This is a genomic window from Ideonella sp. WA131b, assembly GCA_023657425.1.
In the GTDB taxonomy this organism is placed as follows: Bacteria; Pseudomonadota; Gammaproteobacteria; order Burkholderiales; family Burkholderiaceae_C; genus Rubrivivax.
In genome coordinates this window covers 528,833-552,881 of record JAGTJW010000003.1, presented here as the reverse complement: position 1 = coordinate 552,881, position 24,049 = coordinate 528,833, and the positions used below count along the sequence as shown (strand labels likewise).

The following is a 24,049-nucleotide window of genomic DNA, read 5'->3' as shown; positions in this document are numbered from 1 at the left end:
TGCCCGGGCTTGACAGCCTGTGGCTTGGCATCGGTTCACCGTGGACGCGCGGCACACCAATGACAACCGGGTGCCGCCTTGCAGCGGCACCCGGCTGGGTGCGGATCCTGGTAGGCGCTAGTGGACTCGAACCACCGACCCCCACCATGTCAAGGTGGTGCTCTAACCAGCTGAGCTAAGCGCCTGGGTAAGCCCAAAATTGTACATCGCACTGCGCGGCCTCTGCCCGACTCTCACTTGCGCCGGGCGTGCCGAATGCCCGGGACCTGCCGCACCTGGGCCAGCACCGCCGTCAAGCGTGTGGCATCGGGCGTCTCCACTGTGAAGGTCATCCAGGCGCTGGAGCGGTCGCGCGCGCTCTGCGTGTGCACCTGCGTGACGTTGATCTTGTCCTTGGCAAAGACCTCGCTGATGTCGCGCAGCAGTCCCGGCCTGTCGGCCGCTTCCACCACCACATCGACAGGGTAGAAGGCTGCCCGGTCGCCGGCAGGCTGACCCCAGGCGACCTCGATCACGCGCTCGGGCGCCGTGGCTGCCATCGGGCGCAGGTTGCTGCAGTCGCGGCGGTGGACGGCCACGCCCCGGCCCCTCGTCACAAACCCGGCGATGGCATCGGGCGGCGCCGGTCGGCAGCAACGGGCCAGCGTGGTCAGCAACGAGTCCATCCCCACCACCAGCACGCCGCCCTTGGCACCGGGGCCGCCGCTGCGCGACCGCTTCAACGCGATGGTTTCGTCAGCGGGCGATGGCTCGGGAGGGCGCAGGAGGTTCTCGATCGTGCGCAGCGAGAACTCGTCCTTGCCCACCACCTCAAACAGCGCTTCGGCGTTGCGGAAGCCCAGCTGCCCGGCCAGCTGGTCTCGCTCCAGCGCCGTGCGGCCCTCGCGCTGCAGCAGCTTCTCGACCGCGTCGCGCCCACGCGCCACGGTCTGCGACAAAGCCTGGGCGTTGAACCAGGCGCGCACTTTGGCCTTGGCGCGCGGGCTCGTCAGGTAGCCCAGCTCGGGGTTGAGCCAATCCAGCGACGGGCCGCCCTCCTTGACGCTGACGACCTCCACCGTCTGCCCCGAGCGCAGCGGCGTGTTCAGCGGCAGCATCGCGCCGTCCACGCGCGCCCCGCGGCACCGGTGACCCAGCTCGGTGTGCAGTGCGTAAGCGAAGTCCACTGGCGTGCCACCGGCCGGAAGCTCAATGATCGTGGCCTGCGGCGTGAAGACATAGACGCGGTCGGCGAACGCCTCACCGGCGGCCGCCGCTGCGGCTTCGCTCGGGCCTCGCCCCGACGCGGCAAAGTCGCGCTCCCAGGCCAGCAACTCGCGCAGCACCGCCTTGCGCGCCTCGGCGACTTTGTCCTCGAACTCGCCGCTCGCGGCGACGCCGGCATAGCCACGCGTGCCGGCCTCCTTGTACATCCAGTGCGCAGCAACGCCGTGCTCGGCGTGCTCATGCATGGTGCGCGTCCGGATCTGCACCTCCAGCGGCCGGCCGCCGAGGTCGGACACCACCGTGTGCAGGCTCTGGTAGCCGTTGGGCTTGGGCCGCGCGATGTAGTCGTCGAACTCGCCGTCCAAAGGCTTCCAGGCCTCGTGCACGCGCGCCAGCACGGCGTAGCAGGCCTCGACGTCGCCGACGACGACCCGCAGCGCCCGCGCGTCGAACACGCGCTCGAAGGTCAGGCCCTTACCCTGCATCTTCTTCCAGATGCTGTAGAGGTGCTTGGGTCGGCCCTGCACGTCGGCCTCGATGCCCTGTGCGGCCAGAAGCGCCTGCAACCGCTCGCGCGCAGCCTGCACACTGGCCTCGCGATCGCGGCGCGTCTGGTCCACCAGACGCGCAATGTCCTGGTAAGGCCCGGGCTGCAGGAATCGGAAGGCCAGGTCCTCGAGCTCCCACTTCACCTGCCAGATGCCCAGGCGGTTGGCCAAGGGCGCGAACACCTGTTGCGACTCGGTGGCCAGCTCGGGCGGGCACGCCGTGCGCGAGGCTGCGAACCACCGCAAGGTCTGCAGCCGCGAGGCCAGGCGCAACAGCACCACGCGCAGGTCACGCGAGAAGGCCAGCAACATCTTGCGCACGCGCTCGGTCTGCTCGGCGCGGGCGGCGCGCGCGCTGCCCGGCAGCGCCGACTGTGCCGCGCGCGCGGCCCGCTGGACCTCCACCAGTTGCCGCGTCAGCATCACGAGGCTGGCGTGGCTGGCGCCAAAGGCTTTGCGCACCACCTCCTCGGGACGCTGAAGGTAGTCACCGGCATAGACGAGATAGGCCGCCGCCTCCAGCGACGGGGCGGCGCCGATCTGGCGCAGCACCGTGGCCACGCCGTCGGCATGCGCGAAGGCGTCCTCGCCGGTGTCCAGCGCCTGGCCGGCCAGCAACGGCTCGGCAAAGGCGCGGGCACGAGCCACGGGGTCGATGCCGGCCGGCTCGGCCGGCGCCACACTCGCCAGATGCACGATCGCAGCCGAGCCCGCCTCGGGGCCTGCGGCGGCGACCTCGGCAGGCTTCACGGGCCTATCAGGAAGCGGCGCACCACCTCGCGCTGGTCGACCGCCACCAGCGTGGGCGCGTGGCCGACGCCCGCCAGCTCGTGCACGGTGCACCGCGGCCCGCGCGCCGCCATCGCATGGGCCGTGGCGGGGCTCAAGAGGTCGCTCTCGGCGCCGCGCAACAGGAGAGTCGGGCAGCGGATCTGATCGTAGAGGTGCCACAGCACAGCCTCTCCGGCGGCGGCGGCGTCGGGCGTGGCCGCACGCACCGGCACCGCGATGCCGGGGTCGTAATGGGGCTTGAAGCCGGCGATCACGGCGCCATGGCCGTCGTCCCGCTCGGCGCTCACGAGCTGGTGCCGGGTCAGCGCCAGCCACTGGTCACGCGTGTGGGGCCCGAACCCGCGCGACTGGGCCCAGGTCGCGTCGGCAGCCTCCTCGAGCGTGCGCCAGAAGGCCGGCACTCCAAGGTAGCCGAGGATGCGGGGGATGAAGCCGGGCTCGATGACGGGTCCGACATCGTTGAGCACAAGCCGCGTGATCGGCGTTCCCTGCTGCGCCGCCAGCGCCAGCCCGATGAGTCCACCCATCGAAGTGCCGACCCAATGCACCTCAGGTACATCGAGCCGCGCGACCAGGGTCACCATGTCCGCGACGTAGGTGGGCACAGCGTACAGGCGCGGGTCGGCCAGCCAGCCTGAGCGGCCGCGGCCCACGACGTCGGGGCAGACCACGCGGTAGTCCGAGGACAGGTCGCGCGCCAGCGTGTCGAAGTCGCGCCCCTGCCGCGACAGACCGTGCACGCAGACCAACGCCCGGGGGTTGGTCGGGTCGCCCCACTCCCAGTACGCCATGCGGTGCAGGCCAGCCGCGCTGGTGCAGGTCACGTGGCGAAGGCGTGGCTCGGAGGTTTGCATCGCGTGAACTCTAGGAGCGTGGGCGGCAGAAATCCAGCCCCGCGTTGGGCCGACTTCGGGGCCCAGGCCAGGCGCCGCGCGCAGCCCGGGCTGTACGCCCGGGCCAGCGCGGCAACGCCGCAAGGGCCCCGAAATCGGCCCAACCCGAAGGGCCGGGGCGGCCAAAGCCGCTGGCGGGTGTTGCGTCGCTGGCGCGGGCGTCAAGCCCGCGCTGCACGACGCGCCTACGCCAGTGGCTTTGGCCGCCCCGGCGCGGGGCTGGATTTCTGCCACCCACGCTCCTAGGAGCGTGGGGACAGGGTGATGCTGCCCGAGACCGTGACGGTCACGGTGGCCTTGCCGGCCTCGACGGGCAATGCCTCGTCGGCCGCCACCGACATGGCCGTTGCGACCCGCATCCTGGGCATCGGCAACGAGGACGGAGAGTCGGTCTGCAGGTTGACCTCGCGCAGCGCCCAGCCGCCAAAGCCGAAGGCCTTGCCAACTTCGTCGGCGCGGGCACGGAAGCGCGCGATGGCCTCGGCGGCCACCTGCGACTCGACCTTCTCGCGTGCCTCGCGCGACAGCGACAGGGCGGTGCTGGCGACCGACAGCGTCTGGATGCGACCGGAGAGTTGCGCGATCGCCGCGGTGTCCCGACCCTGGAGCAGCAACTCGACCCGACCTGTCCAACCACTGATGCGGCCGTCGCGACCGTAGCGCGGACTGAGCGAGAAGCCGCCGGTCTGCACCTCCAGCGCCTGGGGTTCACGCCCGGAAGCGGCGCGCCGGGCTTCACCCAGCGCGGCGTCGAGCGCCTGCTTGAGCTGTGTCTGCACGGCAGCCGGCTCGGCGCCTTCTCGCGTGGTGGTCAAGACCACGGTGAGCCAGTCCTGCGTCACCTGGGTGCTCGAAGAGGCCGACAGCACCACCACGTTCTGGGGCGCTGGGTTCGGGGCCTGCGTTTGCGCATGTGCGCCTGAAATGCCGGACGCCAACGCCACTGTGGCCAGGCCGACGAGGAGGGGGTGATGCATCACGCAAAGGCTCCAGCGGTTTGGGGGACGCCAAGTGTGGCGCATCCCGCTGTCCAAGCACGGCGGTTCCAAGGGCTTGCAAGACGGATAACGGTGGGTCAGAACCTCGATTCCGTCCGGACTGTAACAACGCCATCTCCGCGAATCGGGAGCCCCTCTAGGAGCGTGGGCGGCAGAAATCCAGCCCCGCGCCGGGGCGGCCCTTCGGGTTGGGCCGATTTCGGGGCCCTTGCGGCGTTGCCGCGCTGGCCCGGGCGTACAGCCCGGGCTGCGCGCGGCGCCTGGCCTGGGCCCCGAAGTCGGCCCAACGCGGGGCTGGATTTCTGCCGCCCACGCTCCCAGAGCCCCGGGGGGCCGACGCATGCCGGGTTCGCATCGTCGTGGACGACAACGATGTCCGTATCCGCGACCTGTTGCGCCGCTTCTGAATCGGACCCCGATCATCTTGCTGACGGCCAGAGACTTCGGGGCCCGGGCCAGGCGAAGTGAACCTGCCGCGCGATCAGCCGGCGCTGGCCGACGACACCGAGCTCGGGCGCGTGTTCCTGAACCTGTTCGAAAACGCCCGCCGGGTTGGCCGAGGCATCGACACCGGCGTGGCCGAAGTCCGCCTGACGGCACAGCGTGCCGGGCCCTGGGCCATCGTCAGCGTGCGCGACCGGGGCACAGGGATGGCGGCCGAGAAGCTGACTGGAGCTGGCCATCGCGCCGGAAGGCGGACTGGTCGCCCACCTTCGGCTGCAGAGGGTTGAGCCGGTGGTCTCCCCATCCCCGGGCGGCGTGCGGAATTCCCGCCCCTGCCGAGCCTGCGCGCGCACTATTGCGCTGGAGCCCCCTGCCAAAAGACCCCGTCGCTCAAGTTGACGCCACGACCGGACGAGATCCTCCTGATGAAGCCCGACGGCACCCCTGTGGCGATCGAGTCGACAGCCGCAGCCTATTGGGCGATGCTGCACCGCATCGCCGTGTTCGCGGCGGCGATAGACGTGGGCTTTCTGCTCCTGTACAGCGCGCTCGGCGCCACGGCGCTGGCACTGCTCAACCTGGCCAGCGTGGCGCTCTAGACGGCAGCATGGTGGCTGCTGCACCTGCGCCATAACCGGACGGCCATCGCGCTCATCTGGTTCGAGGTGCTCGCGCACGCGACCGCGGGCTCGTTGCTGCTGGGCTGGGGCGCTGATTTCCACCTCTTCCTGCTGCTGTTCGTGCCGGGCATCGTGGTGGGTTCACCGCACCGCGGTGCGTTGCCGCTCATGGCGCTGCTGCTGGCCAGCTATGCCGGCCTGTATCTGGCTTGCAAGGCGTGGGCGCCGCTGAGCCCGCTGCCGGCGTCTCATCTGGAGATCGCGCGCTGGTTCAACATCGTGCTGGTGTTCGGTCTGTTCTATGCCGTGGCGGCGTTTTATCGCCGGCGAGTGCGCAGCGCCGAGAAGGCACTTCTCCAATTGGCGCGGGTGGACGCGCTGACACGGCTGGCCAACCGCACCCACTTCCACGAGCGCGCGGCAGCCGAGCTTTCGCGGGCCCGCCGCGACGGGAAAGCGCTGTCGCTGATGCTGGCCGATGTCGACCATTTCAAGCGCGTGAACGATGAGCGCGGGCATCACGCGGGCGACCTCGTCCTTTCGGAAGTGGCAAAGGTGATGACGCAGGCGCTGCGCGAGCACGACCTGCTGGCGCGCTGGGGTGGCGAGGAGTTCATGGCCCTGCTGCCGAGCACCGATTCCCCAATGGCACGCCAGGTCGCTGAGCGCGTGAGGGCTGCCGTGGCAGCGCATGCCGTGGAAGTCGACGGACAGCGCCTGGCGGTGACGCTGTCCTTCGGGCTCGCCGGCATCGACGACGGCGACTTGCAAGCCGCCGCGTTGCGTGCTGACCGGGCGCTCTACGCCAGCAAGCGCGACGGCCGCAACCGCGTGACCCACGCCGATGACACGCCCGACCCGCCCGCACAGCCTCAGCCCGGGCCCACAGATCACGCACCGCTGGGCCCACTCCGCCGCGAGCGCCGACCGGCGGGCTCCAGCCGCCAGCTGCCCGACCGCAGCGAGCCGCCGTGCCCGCTTAGGAGCGTGGACGGCAGCCCCTGCGCAGCCGCTCAGCGCCGGGCCAGCAGGCAAACGGCGCGGGTCTCGATCGCCAAGCCCTCGCCCACCGGTCCCATCTTCTCCGCCGTCTTGGCCTTGACGTTCACGCGGTCCAACGGCAAACCCAGCAATTGCGAGATGCGGGTGCGCATAGGCTCGATGTGCGGGGCCATCTTCGGTGCCTGCGCCACGATGGTGCAGTCCAGGTTCACCGGCTCCCAGCCAGCAGCGCGTACCCGCTGCACCGCGACCTGCAGCAGGCGGCCAGAGTCGGCGCCTTGGAGGGCTGGGTCTGTGTCCGGGAAGTGGCGGCCGATGTCGCCCAGGCCGGCGGCGCCCAGCAGCGCGTCGGTGAGGGCGTGCAGCAACGCGTCGGCGTCCGAGTGGCCGAGCAGGCCCTTGTCGAACGGGACCGTGATGCCGCCCAGCACCAACGGCCGACCCTCGACCAGGCGGTGCGTGTCCCAGCCCTCGCCGATGCGCAGATCGAACGCGTTCATCGTGTCTCCAGCAGCCGGGCCGCGAGCGCGAAGTCGCCCGGCCAGGTGACCTTGAGGTTCTCCAGTTCGCCCGGCACCAGCCGAGGCCTGAGGCCCAGCGCCTCGATGGCGCTGGCCTCGTCGGTGACGTCGGGGCCGGCCTCGTGCAGGGCGCGCCGCAGCGGCCCCAGGCGGAACATCTGCGGCGTCTGGGCGAGCCACTTGCCGTCGCGCGACAGCGTGGCGCTTGCGCGCCCTTCGGCATCGGCAGCCTTCAGCGTGTCGGCCAACGGCAGCGCGAGCAGACCGCCCACGGCGTCGTCGCGGCAGGCCTCCACCAATCGCTGCACCCAGGCCGGCCTAAGCAGGCAGCGCGCGGCGTCGTGAACCAGCACCCAGTCGTCGTCGCGGGCCCCATGCGCGCGCAGTGCGGCCAGACCGGCGGCCACGCTGGCCGCGCGCGTGGCGCCGCCGCTGCGCGCCACCCAGGCGCGTTCGCCGTGGTGGGCTGGGACTTGGCGTTCAAACTCGGTGTCGTCGGGCGCCAGCACCACCAGCGTGGCGTGCAGCGCCGGGCAGTTGGCCAGCGCCGCCAGCGTGTGCGCCACGACGCTGCGGCCGGCCAGCAGCGCGTACTGCTTGGGCCCGCCCTGACCTGCCCTCGTTCCGACGCCGGCGCAAGGCACGAGGGCAAGGCAGCGGGGGGCGTCGGGCATGGTGCGGATTCTAGAATCGCCCCTCGTTCACGCCCCTCGGCCCTTGCCGCGGGGCGATCTGCTTTTCCGACACCGCCATGCAACTGCCATCCATCGCGCCGGGCAAGCGCTACACCTTGCCGCGACCCCAGGGCTCGGGTGATGCGCTCCTGCTGGCCCGTCTGGCGCGCCAGCACGCACAGGCCGGCCGCCGCCTGGCGGTGTTCACCGCCGAACCCGCCGATGCGCAGCGCCTGGCCGACGAACTGCCCTTTTTCGACGCCACGCTTCGGGTGGCGCAGTTCCCCGACTGGGAAACCCTGCCCTACGACAGCTTCAGCCCGCACCAGGACCTGGTGAGCGAGCGGCTGGCCACCTTGTGGCGCATCCACGAAGGCAGCGTCGACCTGCTGCTGCTGCCGGCGACCACGGCCCTGACGAGGCTGGCGCCGCCCGCTTTCCTGGCCGGCACCACCTTCCACTTCAAGCAGAAGAGCCGGCTCGACGAAGCCCGCCTGAAGAGCCAGCTCGCGCTGGCCGGCTACCAGCACGTCAGCCAGGTCGTGAGCCCGGGCGAGTACGCGGTGCGCGGCGGGCTGATCGACCTGTACCCGATGGGCTCGCTGGTGCCCTATCGCGTGGACCTCTTCGGCGACGAGGTCGACTCCATCCGCACCTTCGACCCCGACACGCAGCGCAGCGTCTTCCCCGTGCCCGAGGTGCGCCTGCTGCCCGGCCGCGAGTTCCCGATGGACGAGGCCGCGCGCAGCGCCTTCCGATCGCGCTGGCGCGAAAAAATCGAGGGCGACCCCACACGCGCGCGGCTCTACAAGGACATGGGTGCAGGCTTGGCCGGCGGCGGCATCGAGTACTTCCTGCCCCTGTTCTTCGACTCGGTCGGCACGATCTTCGACTACCTGGGCAGCCAGGCTGCGCTGGTGCTGCACGGAAAGGTCGACGAGGCGCTGGACCGCTTCTGGACCGACACCCGCGAGCGCCACCGCTTCCTGCAGCACGATCCCGAACGGCCGCTGCTCGCGCCGGCCGAGGTGTTCATGCCGGCCGACGAGTTTTTCGCCCGCACCCAGCCGCACGCCACGCTGTCGCTGCGCGGCAGCGAGCCCGTGAAGGGCTCGCAAGAGCCCGCTTCCGCGGTCTCTTGGGCGCGCCCGCTGCCCGACTTGGCCATCGACCGTGGCGGGACGGACCCGCTGGGCAAGCTCGAGCGCCATGTCAAGGCCACGCCGCACCGCGTGCTGCTGCTCGGCGAAAGCGAAGGCCGGCGCGAGAGCCTGATCGAGCTGCTGCGCGACCACCGTCTCAGCGTGCCGGCGGTCGACTCGCTCGACGAGTTCCTGCAGGGCGACGAGAAGCTGGCCATCGCCGCCGCACCGCTGGCCGAGGGCTTCCACTGGCACGAGCCCGATGCCGGCGTCTCGGTGCAGTTCGTCACCGAGACCGAGCTCTTTGCCACCGCGCGCGAGGCGCGTCGGCGGCGCAAGCAGGAGCAGGTGTCGAACGTCGATGCGCTGATCAAGGATCTGTCGGAGCTGAAGGTCGGCGACCCGGTCGTGCACCTCAACCACGGCATCGGCCGCTATCAGGGGCTGGTGAACATCGACCTCGGCGAGGGGTCCAGCGAGTTTCTGCACCTCGAGTACGCCGACAGGGCCACGCTGTACGTGCCGGTGAGCCAGCTGCACCTGATCAGCCGCTACACCGGCGTCAGCGCCGACGAGGCGCCGCTGCACCGCCTGGGCAGCGGGCAGTGGGAGAAGGCGCGCCGCAAGGCCGTCGAGCAGGTGCGTGACACGGCGGCCGAACTGTTGAATCTGTACGCCCGCCGCGCCACCCGCGAAGGCTTCAGCCACCGCTTCAGCCCGCACGACTACGAGAGCTTCGCCACCAGCTTCGGCTTCGAGGAAACCGCCGACCAGCGTGCCGCCATCCACGCCGTCATCCAGGACATGGTGGCGTCGAAGCCCATGGACCGTCTCGTCTGCGGCGACGTCGGCTTCGGCAAGACCGAGGTCGCCTTGCGCGCCGCCTTTGTGGCCGTGCATGGCGGCAAGCAGGTGGCGTTTCTCGCGCCGACCACGCTGCTGGCCGAGCAGCACTACCAGACGCTGGTGGACCGCTTCGGCAAGTGGCCCGTCAAGATCGCCGAACTGTCGCGCTTTCGCAGCCCGAAGGAAGTGAAGGCTGCCGTCGACGGCATCGCCGACGGCAGCGTCGACATCGTCGTGGGCACGCACAAGCTGCTGTCCAGCGACGTGAAGTTCCAGCGCCTGGGCCTGCTCATCATCGACGAGGAGCACCGTTTCGGTGTGCGCCACAAGGAGGCGATGAAGGCCCTGCGCGCCGAGGTCGACGTGCTCACGCTCACGGCGACGCCGATACCGCGCACGCTGGGCATGGCGCTCGAAGGCCTGCGCGACCTGAGCGTGATCGCCACCGCGCCGCAGCGCCGGCTGGCCATCAAGACCTTCGTGCGCAACGAGGGCAACTCCATCGTGCGCGAGGCCGTGCTGCGGGAGTTGAAGCGCGGCGGTCAGGTCTATTTCCTGCACAACGAGGTCGAGACCATCGAGAACCGGCGCCAGAAGCTGGTCGAACTGCTGCCCGAGGCGCGCATCGCAGTCGCGCACGGCCAGATGCCCGAGCGCGAGCTCGAGCGCGTGATGCGCGACTTCGTGGCGCAACGGCACAACCTGCTGCTGTGCAGCACGATCATCGAGACCGGCATCGACGTGCCCAGCGCCAACACCATCGTCATCAGCCGTGCCGACAAGTTCGGCCTGGCGCAGCTGCACCAGCTGCGCGGGCGCGTAGGCCGCAGCCACCACCAGGCCTACGCCTACCTGCTGGTGCCCGATGTCGACGGCCTCACCAAGCAGGCCGCGCAGCGGCTGCAGGCCATCCAGGACATGGAGGAGCTCGGCAGCGGCTTCTACCTGGCCATGCACGACCTGGAGATCCGCGGTGCCGGCGAGGTGCTGGGCGAGAACCAGAGCGGCAACATGATGGAAGTGGGCTTCCAGCTCTACAACGACATGCTGTCAGCCGCCGTGCGCGCGCTGAAGGCCGGCCAGGAGCCCGACCTGCTGAACCCGCTGAACGCCACCACCGAGATCAACTTGCACGCCCCGGCGCTGCTGCCCGACGCCTACTGCGGCGATGTCCACACGCGGCTGAACCTCTACAAGCGCCTGGCCACGGCCGAGAGGCCCGAGCAGATCGACCTGCTGCTTGAGGAGATCACCGACCGCTTCGGCAAGCTGCCCACCCAGGGCCAGACCCTGTTTGACACCCACAGGCTGCGCGTCCTGGCCCGGCCCTACGGTGTGCTGAAAATCGACGCCGGCCCCAAGCTGATGAACATCACCTTCCGGCCGCAGGCGCCGGTGGACTCGCGCCGCATCATCGAGCTGGTGCAGAAGAACCGTGCCATCCGTCTCGCCGGCAACGACAAGCTGCGCATCGACCGCGAGATCAGCCAGCCTGCTGACCGTGCGCACTACCTGCGCGACCTGCTGCGCCACCTGGGGCAGCCATTGCCCGAAGCAGCCTGACGCAGCCTGAACCGGCTGGCGGCTGGCATGATCGTCCGATGAGTCTCCACCCCCCTGCTCCAGCGGCTGCGGCGGCCGAGCGCGCCGTGCGCCAAGTGGCCCCCGGCGTGTTCGTTCGCGGCCCGGCTCCGCCACCGTTGAGCCACTTCGGCCTCGTGGCGTTCGACATGGATTCCACGCTGATCAACATCGAGTGCATCGACGAGATCGCCGCCGCCGTTGACCGCAAAGCCGAAGTGGCAGCCATCACCGAGGCAGCAATGCGCGGCGAGATCGCCGACTACGCCGAAAGCCTGGGGCGCCGCCTGGCGCTGCTGCGCGGCGTGCCGGCCGAGGCGCTGGAGGCCGTCTACACCCAAAGGCTGGCCCTGAATCCAGGCGTCGAAGCTTTTGTCGCGGCCTGCCGCGAGGCCGGGCTGAAGACCCTGCTCGTGAGCGGCGGCTTCACCTTCTTTGCCGACCGCGTAAAGGCGCGCCTGCGGCTGGACTACGCACGGGCCAACGTGCTGGAGATCGTGGACGGCCGGCTCAGTGGCCGGCTCGTGGCCCGCCCCTGGGGCACGGTGGTCGATGGCGCCGAAAAGCGCCGCGTGCTGCTGGAACTGGCGGAGTTGCTGGGGCTGCCGGCCGAGCGCACGCTGGCGGTGGGCGACGGCGCCAACGACCTGCCCATGATGGGCGCCGCCGGCTGCTCGATCGCCTTCCACGCCAAGCCCGCTGTGCGCGAGCACGCCCGGGTGTCGGTGCGGCAGGGTGGGCTGGACGCGGCCCTGCGGGCCTTCGGGGGCTGAGACTCACTTGAATCCGGCGCGGTCGAGCATCTGCTGCACCAGGGCGGTGTTGGCACCGACCTTGGCGATGGGCACCGTCTCGGCCTTGAAACGCCCCAGGGCCATCAGCGCCGGGTTCTCGGTGCGCGCGCTGGCCACCACGGGGTACTCGTTGTTGCCGTCGGCGAGCATGCGCTGGGCCTCGTCGGAAGCCAGGTACTCCAGGAAGGCCACGGCCGCGTCGCGGTTGCGGGCGTGGCGGGCCACGGCCGCGCCGCTGATGTTGACGTGCGTGCCGCGGTCGGCCTGGTTGGGGAACACCACCTGCGTGCGCTCGACCACGGCCCGGTCTTCCGGGCGGCTGGATTTCATCAGCCGCGCGTAGTAGTAGGTGTTGGTGATGGCCACGGCGCACTCGCCAGCCGCGACGGCGCGGATCTGGTCGGTGTCGCCGCCCTTGGGGTCGCGCGCCAGGTTGTCGGCCACGCCGCGGATCCAGGCCTCGGTGGCCGCCGGGTCGGCGGTTTCGAGCACCGAGCCGAACAGGCTCAGGTTGTAGGGGTGCGAGCCGCTGCGGCTGCAGATCATCCCCTTGAGCGCGGGCGACGCGAGCTTCTCGTAGCGGTCGACGTCCACGGGTTTCAGCCGCGCCTTGTCAATGACCAGCACCCGGGCACGGGTGCTGACGCCGAACCATTGGGCGCCCTGTGCGGTTTCGCCGCCACGCAGTTGGGCCGGGATCCGCTGCTCCAGCACGGCTGACTTGACAGGCTGAAACAGGCCGTCCTGCTCGGCGCGCCAAAGGCGCGCAGCGTCGACGAGCAGCACGACGTCGGCGGGGCTGGCCGCGCCTTCGGCCTTCAGGCGCGACAGGATGCCGGCGTCGTCGGCCTCGACGCGGTTGATGCGGATGCCTGTGGCCTTGGTGAAGTTGGCGTACAGCGCCTCGTCCGTCTGGTAGTGGCGGGCCGAGTACAGGTTGAGCACCTTGTCCTGCGCAGCGGCCGGCAGGGCCAGCAGCAGGGCTGCGCCCGCGAGAGCGGCCAGGCGTCTGAGGGAGAGAGTCGAAATCATGGGTCGATTGAGGTTGGAAGCGTTGACGGCATCTTAATGCGAATGATTCGCAACATCAAGCGCGCCGACTTGATCAGCCGCCGTCCACCCGCGGACGGTGCTCAGGCAACGATCTGCGCCCAGGCCTTGTCCAGCCGCCTGGCGCTCACGGGTTGCGGCGTGCGAAGCTCCTGGGCAAAGAGGCTCACGCGCAGTTCCTCGAGCAGCCAGCGGTACTCCTCCAGGCGCGCGTGCGGGGCACCACGCAGCTCGGCCACACGCTTGAGCCAGCGCGCCTCCAGCGGGCGCAGCTCGGCCAGGCGGCCGGCATCGCGCGCGGGGTCGCCGCGAAGCTTGTCCAGCCTCAGCACGATGGCCCTCAAGTAGCGCGGCAGGTGCTGCAGCGCGGCCCAGGGCGTGGCGAGCAGGAAGCGCTTGGGCACCAGGCGCTGCAACTGGGCGGTGATGTCGTCGGCCACGTCCTTGGGCGGGCGCGCATCCTTGAGCTTGCGCACGGCCGCCGCGTGCTCCCCCAGCACGGCAGTGGCCAGGCGCGCCACCTCGGCGGCGATCAGGTTCAGCCGGGTCCGCCCTTCGTCGACGCGGGCCTGGAAGCCCGCAGCCGTGGCGGGCAGCGGCTCGGCACCGAAGGCGCGGTCCAGCGCCACGGCCAAGATCTGCTCGCGCAACTCTTCCAGCGTGCCCAGCGGCATGAAGAGTGCCGCCATGCGCGTGAGGTCGGGGATGTTCTTCTCCAGGTACTTCAGCGGCTCGCGGATCTGCAGCGCCACCAGGCGGCGAAAGCCCGCGCGGTGTTTCTGCGCGGCCACATCCGGCTCGTCGAAGACCTCGATTTCGACGTGCGCGCCCTTGTCCACCAGCGCCGGGAAGCCCACGAGCACCTGGCCGCCCTTGTGCAGCTCCAGCAACTCGGGCAGCTCGCCGAAGGTCCAGGCCGTGTGGGCCGTGGCGGCAGCCAGCGCCGGCGGGGCCGGCGGCGCCGCCACGATGGCCTGGACACCGCGGCCGGCCGGCGCCGGCCCGGCCAGGCTGCCGGGCACGCCGACGGGTGCCTCGGCCGCCACGGGTGGGGCGACCTTCAGCGCCGCCAGCGCCTTGAAGGCACTGCGCGCCTGGCCGCCCAGATCGGCCTTCAGCGCCGCGATGTCGCGGCCCGTACCGAGCTGGCGGCCGTGCTCGTCGACCACGCGCAGGTGCATGAAGTGGTGCGGCGGCAGCTGCTCCAGCTTGAAGTCGTTGCGCTGCACCGCCAGCTGCGTGCGCTCGCGCACGGCCTTCAGCAGCGCGTCCATCAGGCTGCCCTGCGCGAAGGGCGCTGTCTCGCAGAACTCGGCCGCAAAGTCCGGCAGCGGCACCAGGCGCGAGCGCGGGCGCTGGTGCAAGGTCTTGCACAGGGCCAGCACCTTGGCGTGCAGCATGCCGGGCACCAGCCAATCGCAGCGCTCTTCGTTCACCGGGTTCAGCGCGTAGATCGGCACCGTCACCGTCAAGCCGTCCTTGGGATCGCCCGGCTCGTGCAGGTAGCTGGCCATGCAGTCCACGCCGCCCAGGCGCAGCGTCTTCGGGAAGGCGTCGGTGGTGATGCCGGCGGCCTCGTGGCGCATGAGCTCGTCGCGCGTGAGCTGCAAGAGGCGCGGCTGACGCTTGACCTCCTCGCGGTACCACTTCTCCAGGCTGCTGCCGCCCACCACGTCGGCGGGCAGCTGCTGGTCATAGAAGGCGGCGATGAGCTCGTCGTCCACCAGCACGTCCTGACGCCGCGCCTTGTGCTCCAGCTCCTGAACCTGGCGCACGACCTTGCGGTTGTGGGCCAGGAAGGGCAGCTTGCGCTCCCAGGTGGCGTCGAAGCTGCTGTCGTTGTCGGTTCCGCGCAGGCCCTCGACCAGCGCCTCGCGGATGAAGATCTCGCGCGCACCCTTGGCGTCCAGCGTCGCGTAGGCCACGCGCCGGTTGTTGTAGACGACGATGCCGTAGAGCGTGGCGCGTTCCAGCGCCACCACCTCGGCGGCCTTCTTCTCCCAGTGCGGCTCCAGCAGCTGCTTCTTGAGCAGGTGGCCCGCGAGCGGCGGAATCCACGTCGGCTCGATGGCCGCCAGGCCCCGCCCATAGAGGCGCGTGGTCTCCACGAGCTCGGCCGCCATGAGCCAGCGGCCGGGCTTCTTGCTGAGGTTGGCGCCCGGGTGGCGCCAGAACCTGATGCCGCGGGCGCCGAGGTAGCACTCTTCATCGTCGACCTTGCAGCCCACGTTGCCCAGCAAGCCCGCCAGCAGCGACAGGTGGACCTGCTCGTAGCTCGCCGGCAGCGTGTTCAGCCGCCAGCCCTGCTCGGCCACCACGGTGTGCAGCTGGCTGTGGATGTCGCGCCACTCGCGCACACGCCGCGGGCTGATGAAGTGCTCGCGCAGGCGCTGCTCCTGCTGGCGGTTGCTGAGCTTGTGGCTGTCGACCTGGGCCGCCTTCTGGCCCGCGTGGCCGTGGTGGCCACGGCCTTCCTCGATCCACTTCCAGAGCTTGAGCGTGCCCATGAACTCGGAGCGCTCGTCGTCGAAGGGCTGGTGCTTCTGGTCGGCGGCCTGCTGCTGCTCCTGCGGGCGGTCGCGCACGTCCTGGCCCGACAGCGCCGCGGCGATGACCAGCACCTCGGTGAGGGCCTGGCGGTTGCGGGCTTCCAGGATCATGCGGCCCACGCGCGGGTCCAGCGGCAGGCGGGCGAGTTCGCGGCCGATGGCCGTGAGCTCGTTGGCCTCGTCCACCGCGCCCAGCTCGGCCAGCAGCGCGTAGCCGTCGGAAATCGCCTTCTTGGGCGGCGGCTCGACGAACGGAAAGTCCTCCACCACGCCCAGGTGCAGCGACTTCATGCGCAGGATCACGCCGGCCAGGCTGGAGCGCAGGATCTCGGGGTCGGTGAAGCGCGGGCGGCCGGCGAGCTCTTCTTCGCCGTACAGGCGGATGCAGATGCCGTTGGCCACGCGGCCGCAGCGGCCGGCCCGCTGCGACGCGGCGGCCTGGCTGATGCCCTCGACCTGCAACTGCTCGACCTTGTTGCGAAAGCTGTAGCGCTTGACGCGCGCCTGGCCACTGTCGATGACGAAGCGGATGCCGGGCACCGTGAGCGAGGTCTCGGCCACGTTGGTGGCCAGCACGATGCGGCGCCCGTTGCCTGCCACGAAGACGCGGTCCTGCTCGGCCTGGCTCAGGCGCGCGAACAGCGGCAGGATCTCCGCCGGCGGCCCGCCCTTCTGCGCCTGCGCCAGGTGCCGGCGCAGGTGGTCGGCGGCCTCGCGGATCTCGCGCTCGCCGGGCAGGAAGACGAGGATGTCGCCACGCTGGCCGCCGGACCAGAGCTCGTCGACCGCGTCGGCGATGGCGTCGTGGAGGTCGCGGTCGCGGCTCTCCTCGAAAGCGCGCCAGCGTTGCTCGACGGGGAACAGCCGCCCCGACACCTGGATCACCGGTGCCGGCCCATGCCGGCTGGCGAAGTGGTTGGCGAAGCGCTCGGCGTCGATGGTGGCCGATGTGACGATGAGCTTCAGATCCGGCCGCCGCGCCAGCACCTCCTTCAGGTAGCCGAGCATGAAGTCGATGTTCAGGCTGCGCTCGTGCGCCTCGTCGATGATGAGCGTGTCGTAGGCCCTGAGCAGCGGGTCGCCCTCGGTCTCGGCAAGCAGGATGCCGTCGGTCATCAGCTTCACGCTGGCGCCGGGCTGCAGCCGGTCCTGGAATCGCACCTTGTAGCCCACGACCTCACCCAGCGGCGAGTTCAGTTCTTCGGCGATGCGCTTGGCCACGCTGCTGGCCGCGATGCGCCGCGGCTGCGTGTGGCCGATGAGGCCGCGGCCGCCAGCGCCCAGGCCGCGACCGAGCTCGAGGCAGATCTTCGGCAGCTGCGTGGTCTTGCCCGAGCCGGTTTCGCCGCACACGATCACCACCGGGTTCTCGCGAATCGCGCGCGCGATCTCGTCGCGCCGGCCGGAGACCGGCAGCGACTCGGGGTAGGTGATGGGCGGGATCGGCCGGGCAGCCCCGGCGGATGCGGAGGCCCGGCGGCCAGGGGGGGCGTTCACGGGGCGCGGATTATCGCCACGCGCCCCTGGGAAGGCGCCGCCTCAGGCCGAATACGCCATCACGCTGAACACGGCACCCTGCGGATCCTGCAGCACGGCCATGCGGCCGACGCCGGGCACATCCATCGCCGGCACCAGCGTCTTGCCGCCAAGGGCCGCGCACTGCGCCAGCGTGTCCTCGACGCTGAGCACCGTGACGTAGCAGCCCCAGGAGGGCGGCATGGGCCCGGCATCGGGCGGCAGGCTCATGATCCCGCCCACCTGCGTCTCGCCCACGCTCGCCACGTGGTAGGCGCCGGTGCCCATGTCGACGTGCTTGATCGACCAGCCGAACAGCGCGCCGTAGAAGCGGCCTGCGGCCTCGGGGTCGGTCGTCGCCAGCTCGTTCCAGCTGATCGCACCGGGGGTCTTGTAGGGGTCCATCACAAAGCTCCTCTTGCCAGCAAATGGCCGCCGATGCTGCGCTGGCGCAGGCCGCCAGTCAACCTCTGCTGCGGCACAATCGTCTGCAGCATCCGCCGCCCCATGAGCCTCGTCTTTCCCCACACCTTCGTGCCCTGGTTCCGGGCCGTGGCGCCGTACATCCATGCGTACCGCGGCAAGACCTTCGTCGTCGGCCTGGCCGGGGAGGCCATTGCCGCGGGCAAGCTGACCGTGTTCGCCCAGGACCTCGCCATCCTGCACGCCATGGGCCTGAAGCTGGTGCTGGTGCACGGCTTCCGCCCACAGGTGACGGAGCAGCTGGCGCTGAAGGGCCAGGTCAGCCGCTTCCACCAGGGCGTGCGCATCACCGACCCCGTGGCGCTCGACGCGGCACAAGAGGCCGCCGGGCAGCTGCGCTTCGAGATCGAGGCCGCGTTCAGCCAGGGCCTGCCCAACACGCCCATGGCCAACAGCACCGTGCGCGTGGTCTCGGGCAACTTCCTCACGGCGCGGCCCGTGGGCATCGTGGACGGCATCGACTTCATGCACAGCGGGCTCGTGCGCCGGGTTGATTCGGTGGCCATCCGCCGCGCCATCGACGGCGGCGCCATCGTGCTGCTCAGCCCCTTCGGCTTCTCGCCCACCGGCGAGGCCTTCAACCTGACGATGGAAGACGTCGCCACCAGCACGGCCATCGCGCTGCAGGCCGACAAGCTGGTGTTCATGACCGAGGTGTCCGGCATCCGCGAGAGCCTCACGCAGGGCGTGCCCGACGACGACAGCGGCATTGACACCGAACTCGCTCTGGCCGATGCCCGTCGCGTGCTCGCCGCCTTGCCACCCCCGGCCCTGCCCACCGACCCGGCCTTCTACCTGCAGCACTGCGTCAAGGCCTGCGAAGGCGGCGTGGAACGCAGCCACATCCTGCCCTTTGCCACCGATGGCGCGCTGCTGCTGGAGGTGTTCACGCACGACGGCGTCGGCACCATGGTCGTTGACGAGAAGCTCGAGAGCCTGCGCGAGGCCACGGCCGACGACGTCGGCGGCATCCTGCAGCTCATCGAGCCCTTCGAGAAGGACGGCACCCTGGTGCGCCGCGACCGCCACGAGATCGAGCGCGACATCGCCTACTACAGCGTGGTCGAGCACGACGGCATCATCTTCGGCTGCGCCGCGCTCTACCCCTACCCCGAGTCGCGCACCGCCGAGATGGCGGCGCTCACGGTGAGCCCGCTCAGCCAGGGCCAGGGTGACGGCGAAAGGCTGCTCAAGCGCATCGAGCAGCGCGCCCGTGCCGCCGGGCTGCAGAGCCTCTTCGTGCTCACCACGCGCACCATGCACTGGTTCATCAAGCGCGGCTTCGCGCCCGTCGACCCCGACTGGCTGCCCGAGGCCCGCAAGCGAAAGTACAACTGGGACCGGCGCTCGCAGGTGCTGGTCAAGAAACTCAACTGAGGACGCAAGACGATGGCACGGATGGTTCAGTGCGTGTACCTGAAGAAAGAAGCCGAGGGCATCGCCTTTCCGCCCTACCCGGGCGAGCTCGGAAAACGCATCTACGACAACGTCAGCAAGGAGGCGTTCGAGATGTGGAAGAAGCACCAGACCATGCTCGTCAACGAGAACCGGCTGAACCTGGCCGACGCCCGCGCGCGCCAGTACCTGGCGCGGCAGATGGAGCAGTTCTTCTTCGGCGACGGAGCGGACAAGCCGGTCGGCTACGTCCCGCCGTCGGCCTGAGGCACGGGACTGTCGTCGTCACCGGGGTCGGTAGACTGGGACGGTGATCCCACCCGGCTTTCTTCAGGAGTTGCTGACCCGCGTCGATATCGTCGACGTCGTCAGCCCCCACGTCGAACTCAAGCGCAGCGGCGGCGGCTGGATGGGGCTGTGCCCCTTCCACGGCGAGAAGTCGCCGAGCTTCTCGGTGGTGCCGGCCCGGCAGTTCTACCACTGCTTCGGCTGTGGCGCGGGGGGGGACGCGATCCGCTTCCTGACCGAACATCTGGGGCTTAGCTTCGTCGAGGCGGTGCGCGACCTCGCGGGTCGCGCCGGCATGACGGTGCCTGAGGAGCAGGTCAGCCCCGAGGAGCGCCAGCGCCGCGACACGCTGCGCCAGCGCCGGCTGTCGATCGGCGAGGTTCTGCAACGCGCGGCGGACTTCTACCGCGGCCAGCTCAAGTCCAGCCCGCAGGCCATCGACTACCTCAAGAAGCGCGGTCTCACCGGGGCCGTGGCCGCGCGCTTTGGCCTGGGCTATGCGCCAGCGGGCTGGAAGACGCTGGCCGGGGTGTTTCCGAGCTACGACGACCCGCTGCTTGAGGAAGCCGGCCTGGTGCGCCAACGCGAGCCCGATGGCGAGGCGGCACCCGATGGCCCGCCCGCGGCGGACCGAGGACGCTACGACTGGTTTCGGCAACGCGTGATGTTCCCGATCCGCGGCAGCGACGGCCAGGTCATCGGCTTCGGTGGCCGCGTGCTCGACGACAGCAAGCCCAAGTACATGAATTCGCCGGAGACCCCGGTGTTCAGCAAGGGTCGCGAGCTCTACGGGCTGTACGAGGCGCGCCAGGCGCTGCGCGACAAGGGCTTCGTGCTCGTCGTCGAGGGCTACATGGACGTGGTGGCGCTGGCGCAATGGGGCTTCGGCAACGCGGTGGCCACGCTGGGCACAGCGTGCACGGCAGAGCACGTGCAGAAGTTGTTCCGCTTCACCGACCACGTGGTCTTCAGCTTCGATGGCGACGCCGCCGGACGTCGCGCCGCGGCGCGGGCGCTCGAAGCGGCCCTGCCCCATGCCACCGACTTGCGCACCGTGCGCTTCCTGTTCCTGCCCGCCGAGCACGACCCCGACAGCTACGTGCGCCAGGTCGGCGCCGAGGCCTTTGAACGTGCGTTGGCCGAAGCGATTCCGCTGTCACGGCAAATGCTTGCGCAGGCCGCCGAAGGTTGCGAGATGACCACGGCCGAGGGCCGATCGCGCATGCTGGCCCAGGCCCGGCCGCTGTGGCAGGCGCTGCCGGACGGTGCGCTCAAGCGCCAGCTGCAGCCGGAGCTGGCCCTGCAGGCGCGGCTGGAAACGGCCGACCTCGACCAGCTCTGGGGCCGCGGCCGGACGCCTGCGCAATCGGCCGCCGCGCGAACGGGCCCGGTGAGGCTGCTGCGCCCCGGGACGCTGCGCGTGGCCCCGGCCGGTCCCGCCGACGTGGCCTTGCGGCTGCTGCTGCAGCACAGCGATTGGTGGGACCGCCTGCCGCCCGACGACCAGCAGTTGCTGCACGAGCTCGACCCACCCTATGGCGATGTCGTGCGCTGGCTGGAGACGCAAGTGGTGGAGCATGGGCCACAGACCTGGTCGCACCTGAACGACGCGTTGGCCGCGCAGTCCTGGGCCGAGCGTGCGCGCGGCTGGGTGCGCGCCGGGCTGGGTGACGAGCAACACAGCTTCGAGGAGCTGCAGCGCTGTCTCTCCCTGATGTGGCAGGTGCTGCTGCGCCAGGAGGCCGACGCCATCGTCAGCGGCGCTCCAGGAGCGGACGAGCTGGCCCGCTACCGCGAAATCCTGTTGCAGATCGCCGCGCTGAAGGCGGCGCGAACACCGCAGCCTGCGCCTTGAATCAAGGCGTGGGCTGCGAGCCCATTGCCCTGCAGCCGGTATAATCCGAGGTTTGTCGCGACGGCAAGAGTGACGGCAGCACCTCCGGGCCCCGACCACCCTCGACAAGGGTCTTCATGGTCAACCTCACCCGCAAGGTCTGCAAGCTTCCTCGTCCACGCCAGCTTGCCATCGCCGACGCCTGCCCTGGTGCCTCCGGCACGAGGTGACGGACCCTGGGTTCGCTGCTTCGCCACGCCGCGACGCCGCCGGGCAGGCACACAGCCGTACCCTTGCTCAGCCTGCCGGCCCGGCCTCGTGCCCGGGCCGTTGTGCTGACCCGTTGCCCATCCTCGCCAAGGACCCGCATGACCGCCAAGAAGACCGCGCCCGCCGCCAAGCCTGCCGCCAAGCCGGCCACTGCCAAAGGGGCTGTCAAGGCCGCACCCGCCAAGGCCACGGACAAGCCGGCGCCAGGCAAGCCCGGGGCCAAGCTCGACGCGAAAGCGATCAAGGCCAAACCGCTGGGCGACGAGAAGCCCTCGAAGACTCCGCCGGCCAAGGCCCCCAAGCCCGAAAAGACCGAGGGCAAGGCGGACGCCAGAGCCGACGCCAAGGCGGCTGCCAAGCCCGCGGCGAAGCCGCCTGCGAAGCCCGAGCCGGCCAAGGGCAAGGAGGATGTCAAGGGCGCCAGAAAGGGCCCTGAGCCCAAGAAGCCGGCCGCCGAGGAGGATGACGAGCTCGTCGACCTCGAGGCCGAGATCGAGGAGGAAGTCGAGGGCGAGACCGAGGCCACCGACGACAAGGCCGACGACAAGGTCGAGAAGGCCAAGCCGCTGCGCATGAAGGTCTCGCGCGCCAAGGAGCGCGCGCTCATGCGCGAGTTCGGCCTTGAGGAAACCACGCTCAGCGAGGAGGAGGCCACCAAGCGCCGCCAGGAGCTGAAGACGCTCATCAAGATGGGCAAGACGCGTGGCTTCCTCACGCACCAGGAGATCAACGACCACCTGCCCGAGAAGCTGATCAACGAGGAGATCCTGGAGGCGATCATCTCGATGCTCAACGACATGGGCATTGCGGTGTACGAGCAGGCGCCGGACGCCGCCACGCTGCTGGTGGCCGGCGGCGGCACGACCACGGCCACGGAGGAAGAAGCCGAAGAGGCCGCCGAGGCTGCGCTGTCCACCGTCGACAGCGAGTTCGGCCGCACCACCGACCCGGTGCGCATGTACATGCGCGAGATGGGCACCGTGGAACTGCTCACGCGCGAGGGCGAGATCGAGATCGCCAAGCGCATCGAAGGCGGGCTGCAGGCCATGATGCTGGCCATCAGCGCCAGCCCCACGACGATCGCCGAGATCCTGGCCTACGCCGACAAGATCGCCGCCGGCACGATGCAGATCTCCGAGGCCGTGGACGGCTTCATCTCGGACGACGAGGCCGACGACTACGTGGCCGAGGAAGACTACGACGAGTTCGACGAGGAAGACGACGACGACGGCCAGGGCGGCAGCAAGGCCCTCACCAAGAAGCTCGAGGAGATGAAGAAGGCGGCGCTGGAGAAGTTCGAGGTGCTGCGCCAGCACTTCGACCGCATGCGCAAGGCCTACGAAAAGGAAGGCTACAAGAGCGCCGCCTACAACAAGGCCCAGCACAGCATCAGTGAAGACCTGATGACGATCCGCTTCACGGTGAAGACCATCGAGCGGCTGTGCCAGATCCTGCGTAGCCAGGTGGACGATGTGCGCCGCTACGAGCGAGAGATCCGCAAGATCGTGGTCGACAAGTGCGGCATGCCGCAGGACCACTTCATCCGCAGCTTCCCGCCCAACATCCTGAACCTCAAGTGGGCCGAGAAGGAGGCCGCCGCCGGCAAGGCCCACAGCCCCGTGCTGGCGCGCAACCTGCCTGCCGTGCAGGAGCTGCAGCAGAAGCTGATCGACCTGCAGGCACGCGCCGTGGTGCCGCTGGAGGACCTGAAGGAGATCAACAAGAAGATGAACGAGGGCGAGAGGGCCTCTCGAGACGCGAAGAAGGAGATGATCGAGGCCAACCTGCGCCTGGTGATCTCCATCGCCAAGAAGTACACCAACCGCGGTCTGCAGTTCCTCGACCTCATTCAGGAGGGCAATATCGGCCTGATGAAGGCGGTGGACAAATTCGAATACCGCCGCGGCTACAAGTTCAGCACCTACGCCACGTGGTGGATCCGCCAGGCCATCACGCGCTCGATCGCCGACCAGGCGCGCACCATCCGCATTCCGGTGCACATGATCGAGACGATCAACAAGATGAACCGCATTTCGCGCCAGCACCTGCAGGAGTTCGGCTACGAGCCCGACGCGCCCACGCTGGCCGAGAAGATGGAGATCCCCGAGGACAAGATCCGCAAGATCATGAAGATCGCCAAGGAGCCGATCTCCATGGAGACGCCGATCGGCGACGACGACGACAGCCACCTCGGCGACTTCATCGAAGACACGAGCAACGTGGCTCCGGTGGATGCCGCCATGCAGGCCGGCCTGCGCGACGTGGTGAAGGACATCCTCGACAGCCTCACGCCGCGTGAAGCCAAGGTGCTGCGCATGCGCTTCGGCATCGAGATGAGCACGGACCACACGCTGGAGGAAGTGGGCAAGCAGTTCGACGTCACGCGCGAGCGCATCCGCCAGATCGAGGCCAAGGCGATCCGCAAGCTCAAGCACCCGAGCCGATCCGACAAGCTGCGGACGTACCTGGACAATCTGTGAGCGAAGCGAACCGATGGGCCCGGTACGTGAAGACGAAGTCGTCTGCGCCCGCGCAGGGGGCGCACCGCGGCTTGCGGCGCAGCCACAAGCCGCGCACCTACCCCGACAAGCTTTGAGCCTGCCG

Annotated in this window: 16 protein-coding genes, 1 tRNA gene and 1 pseudogene; 9 read left to right on the top strand and 9 right to left on the bottom strand. The window is 69.9% G+C overall.

Annotated features, from left to right (window positions below):
* Positions 1–108: 108 nt before the first annotated feature.
* The 4 genes from KA711_17735 to KA711_17720 form a co-directional block, all read right to left on the bottom strand.
* Positions 109–185 (bottom strand) — tRNA-Val (locus KA711_17735).
* 48 nt (positions 186–233) lie between these two features.
* Complete coding sequence (locus KA711_17730; protein MCM0610808.1) at positions 234–2,504, bottom strand: bifunctional (p)ppGpp synthetase/guanosine-3',5'-bis(diphosphate) 3'-pyrophosphohydrolase; 2,271 nt, start codon at positions 2,502–2,504, stop codon at positions 234–236.
* Positions 2,501–3,400: an alpha/beta hydrolase gene (locus tag KA711_17725; GenBank protein ID MCM0610807.1), complete on the bottom strand. Its 900-nt coding sequence runs from the start codon at positions 3,398–3,400 to the stop codon at positions 2,501–2,503. Before KA711_17725 ends, KA711_17730 begins: the two co-directional genes overlap by 4 nt.
* 281 nt (positions 3,401–3,681) lie before the next feature.
* Positions 3,682–4,416, bottom strand: a complete 735-nt coding sequence (locus tag KA711_17720; GenBank protein MCM0610806.1) for an SIMPL domain-containing protein — start codon at positions 4,414–4,416, stop codon at positions 3,682–3,684.
* Positions 4,417–4,901: 485 nt separating this feature from the next.
* On the opposite strand from KA711_17720, the gene KA711_17715 reads away from it, so the two are divergent.
* The 3 genes and pseudogenes from KA711_17715 to KA711_17705 all read left to right on the top strand — a co-directional run bounded on the left by KA711_17715 (position 4,902) and on the right by KA711_17705 (position 6,341).
* Positions 4,902–5,168: a HAMP domain-containing histidine kinase gene (locus KA711_17715; protein ID MCM0610805.1), complete on the top strand. Its 267-nt coding sequence runs from the start codon at positions 4,902–4,904 to the stop codon at positions 5,166–5,168.
* A gap of 108 nt (positions 5,169–5,276) precedes the next feature.
* On the top strand, positions 5,277–5,480 hold the full coding sequence (locus KA711_17710) for a hypothetical protein (protein ID MCM0610804.1): 204 nt from the start codon (positions 5,277–5,279) through the stop codon (positions 5,478–5,480).
* 189 nt (positions 5,481–5,669) lie between these two features.
* A pseudogene (locus tag KA711_17705) lies at positions 5,670–6,341 on the top strand (GGDEF domain-containing protein).
* A gap of 173 nt (positions 6,342–6,514) precedes the next feature.
* Here KA711_17705 and KA711_17700 read toward each other — a convergent pair.
* Together KA711_17700 and KA711_17695 are read right to left on the bottom strand one after the other, a co-directional pair.
* Positions 6,515–7,003 carry a 2-C-methyl-D-erythritol 2,4-cyclodiphosphate synthase gene (locus KA711_17700; GenBank protein ID MCM0610803.1) on the bottom strand — a complete coding sequence of 163 codons (489 nt, stop codon included), beginning with the start codon at positions 7,001–7,003 and terminating at the stop codon, positions 6,515–6,517.
* The gene (locus KA711_17695; GenBank protein ID MCM0610802.1) at positions 7,000–7,698 is read right to left on the bottom strand and encodes a 2-C-methyl-D-erythritol 4-phosphate cytidylyltransferase; all 699 of its coding nucleotides are present in this window, start codon (positions 7,696–7,698) and stop codon (positions 7,000–7,002) included. Before KA711_17695 ends, KA711_17700 begins: the two co-directional genes overlap by 4 nt.
* A 77-nt stretch (positions 7,699–7,775) precedes the next feature.
* On the opposite strand from KA711_17695, the gene mfd reads away from it, so the two are divergent.
* Both mfd and serB read left to right on the top strand, forming a co-directional pair.
* Complete coding sequence (gene mfd / locus KA711_17690) at positions 7,776–11,249, top strand: transcription-repair coupling factor (GenBank protein ID MCM0610801.1); 3,474 nt, start codon at positions 7,776–7,778, stop codon at positions 11,247–11,249.
* A 38-nt stretch (positions 11,250–11,287) separates the two neighbouring features.
* On the top strand, positions 11,288–12,040 hold the full coding sequence (gene serB / locus KA711_17685; GenBank protein MCM0610800.1) for a phosphoserine phosphatase SerB: 753 nt from the start codon (positions 11,288–11,290) through the stop codon (positions 12,038–12,040).
* A 3-nt stretch (positions 12,041–12,043) separates the two neighbouring features.
* Here serB and KA711_17680 read toward each other — a convergent pair whose 3' ends face one another.
* The 3 genes from KA711_17680 to KA711_17670 all read right to left on the bottom strand — a co-directional run bounded on the left by KA711_17680 (position 12,044) and on the right by KA711_17670 (position 17,580).
* A complete protein-coding gene (locus tag KA711_17680) occupies positions 12,044–13,093 on the bottom strand; it encodes an extracellular solute-binding protein (GenBank protein ID MCM0610799.1) in 1,050 nt (349 codons plus the stop codon).
* 101 nt (positions 13,094–13,194) lie between these two features.
* The gene (hrpA, locus tag KA711_17675) at positions 13,195–17,103 is read right to left on the bottom strand and encodes an ATP-dependent RNA helicase HrpA (GenBank protein MCM0610798.1); all 3,909 of its coding nucleotides are present in this window, start codon (positions 17,101–17,103) and stop codon (positions 13,195–13,197) included.
* Positions 17,104–17,199: 96 nt separating this feature from the next.
* Positions 17,200–17,580 carry a VOC family protein gene (locus tag KA711_17670; GenBank protein ID MCM0610797.1) on the bottom strand — a complete coding sequence of 127 codons (381 nt, stop codon included), beginning with the start codon at positions 17,578–17,580 and terminating at the stop codon, positions 17,200–17,202.
* 102 nt (positions 17,581–17,682) lie between these two features.
* Here KA711_17670 and argA point away from each other — a divergent pair, with 102 nt between their 5' ends.
* From argA to rpoD, 4 genes are all read left to right on the top strand, one after another.
* Complete coding sequence (gene argA / locus KA711_17665) at positions 17,683–19,035, top strand: amino-acid N-acetyltransferase (protein ID MCM0610796.1); 1,353 nt, start codon at positions 17,683–17,685, stop codon at positions 19,033–19,035.
* Between the two features lie 12 nt (positions 19,036–19,047).
* Positions 19,048–19,320, top strand: coding sequence for an oxidative damage protection protein (locus KA711_17660; GenBank protein ID MCM0610795.1), 273 nt, complete (start codon positions 19,048–19,050; stop codon positions 19,318–19,320).
* A 43-nt stretch (positions 19,321–19,363) separates the two neighbouring features.
* Complete coding sequence (dnaG, locus tag KA711_17655; GenBank protein ID MCM0610794.1) at positions 19,364–21,196, top strand: DNA primase; 1,833 nt, start codon at positions 19,364–19,366, stop codon at positions 21,194–21,196.
* A gap of 347 nt (positions 21,197–21,543) precedes the next feature.
* Entirely contained in the window at positions 21,544–23,925 is a 2,382-nt protein-coding gene (rpoD, locus tag KA711_17650) for an RNA polymerase sigma factor RpoD (GenBank protein ID MCM0610793.1), read from the top strand.
* Positions 23,926–24,049: the final 124 nt, after the last annotated feature.

What these genes read in the sequence shown, in the direction of transcription:
- KA711_17725 (MCM0610807.1), bottom strand. Translation starts at nt 3,400, where the DNA reads ATGCAAACCTCCGAGCCACGCCTTCGCCACGTGACCTGCACCAGCGCG.
- KA711_17720 (MCM0610806.1), bottom strand. Translation starts at nt 4,416, where the DNA reads ATGCATCACCCCCTCCTCGTCGGCCTGGCCACAGTGGCGTTGGCGTCC.
- KA711_17700 (MCM0610803.1), bottom strand. Translation starts at nt 7,003, where the DNA reads ATGAACGCGTTCGATCTGCGCATCGGCGAGGGCTGGGACACGCACCGC.
- KA711_17695 (MCM0610802.1), bottom strand. Translation starts at nt 7,698, where the DNA reads ATGCCCGACGCCCCCCGCTGCCTTGCCCTCGTGCCTTGCGCCGGCGTC.
- mfd (MCM0610801.1), top strand. Translation starts at nt 7,776, where the DNA reads ATGCAACTGCCATCCATCGCGCCGGGCAAGCGCTACACCTTGCCGCGA.
- serB (MCM0610800.1), top strand. Translation starts at nt 11,288, where the DNA reads ATGAGTCTCCACCCCCCTGCTCCAGCGGCTGCGGCGGCCGAGCGCGCC.
- KA711_17680 (MCM0610799.1), bottom strand. Translation starts at nt 13,093, where the DNA reads ATGATTTCGACTCTCTCCCTCAGACGCCTGGCCGCTCTCGCGGGCGCA.
- KA711_17670 (MCM0610797.1), bottom strand. Translation starts at nt 17,580, where the DNA reads ATGGACCCCTACAAGACCCCCGGTGCGATCAGCTGGAACGAGCTGGCG.
- argA (MCM0610796.1), top strand. Translation starts at nt 17,683, where the DNA reads ATGAGCCTCGTCTTTCCCCACACCTTCGTGCCCTGGTTCCGGGCCGTG.
- KA711_17660 (MCM0610795.1), top strand. Translation starts at nt 19,048, where the DNA reads ATGGCACGGATGGTTCAGTGCGTGTACCTGAAGAAAGAAGCCGAGGGC.
- rpoD (MCM0610793.1), top strand. Translation starts at nt 21,544, where the DNA reads ATGACCGCCAAGAAGACCGCGCCCGCCGCCAAGCCTGCCGCCAAGCCG.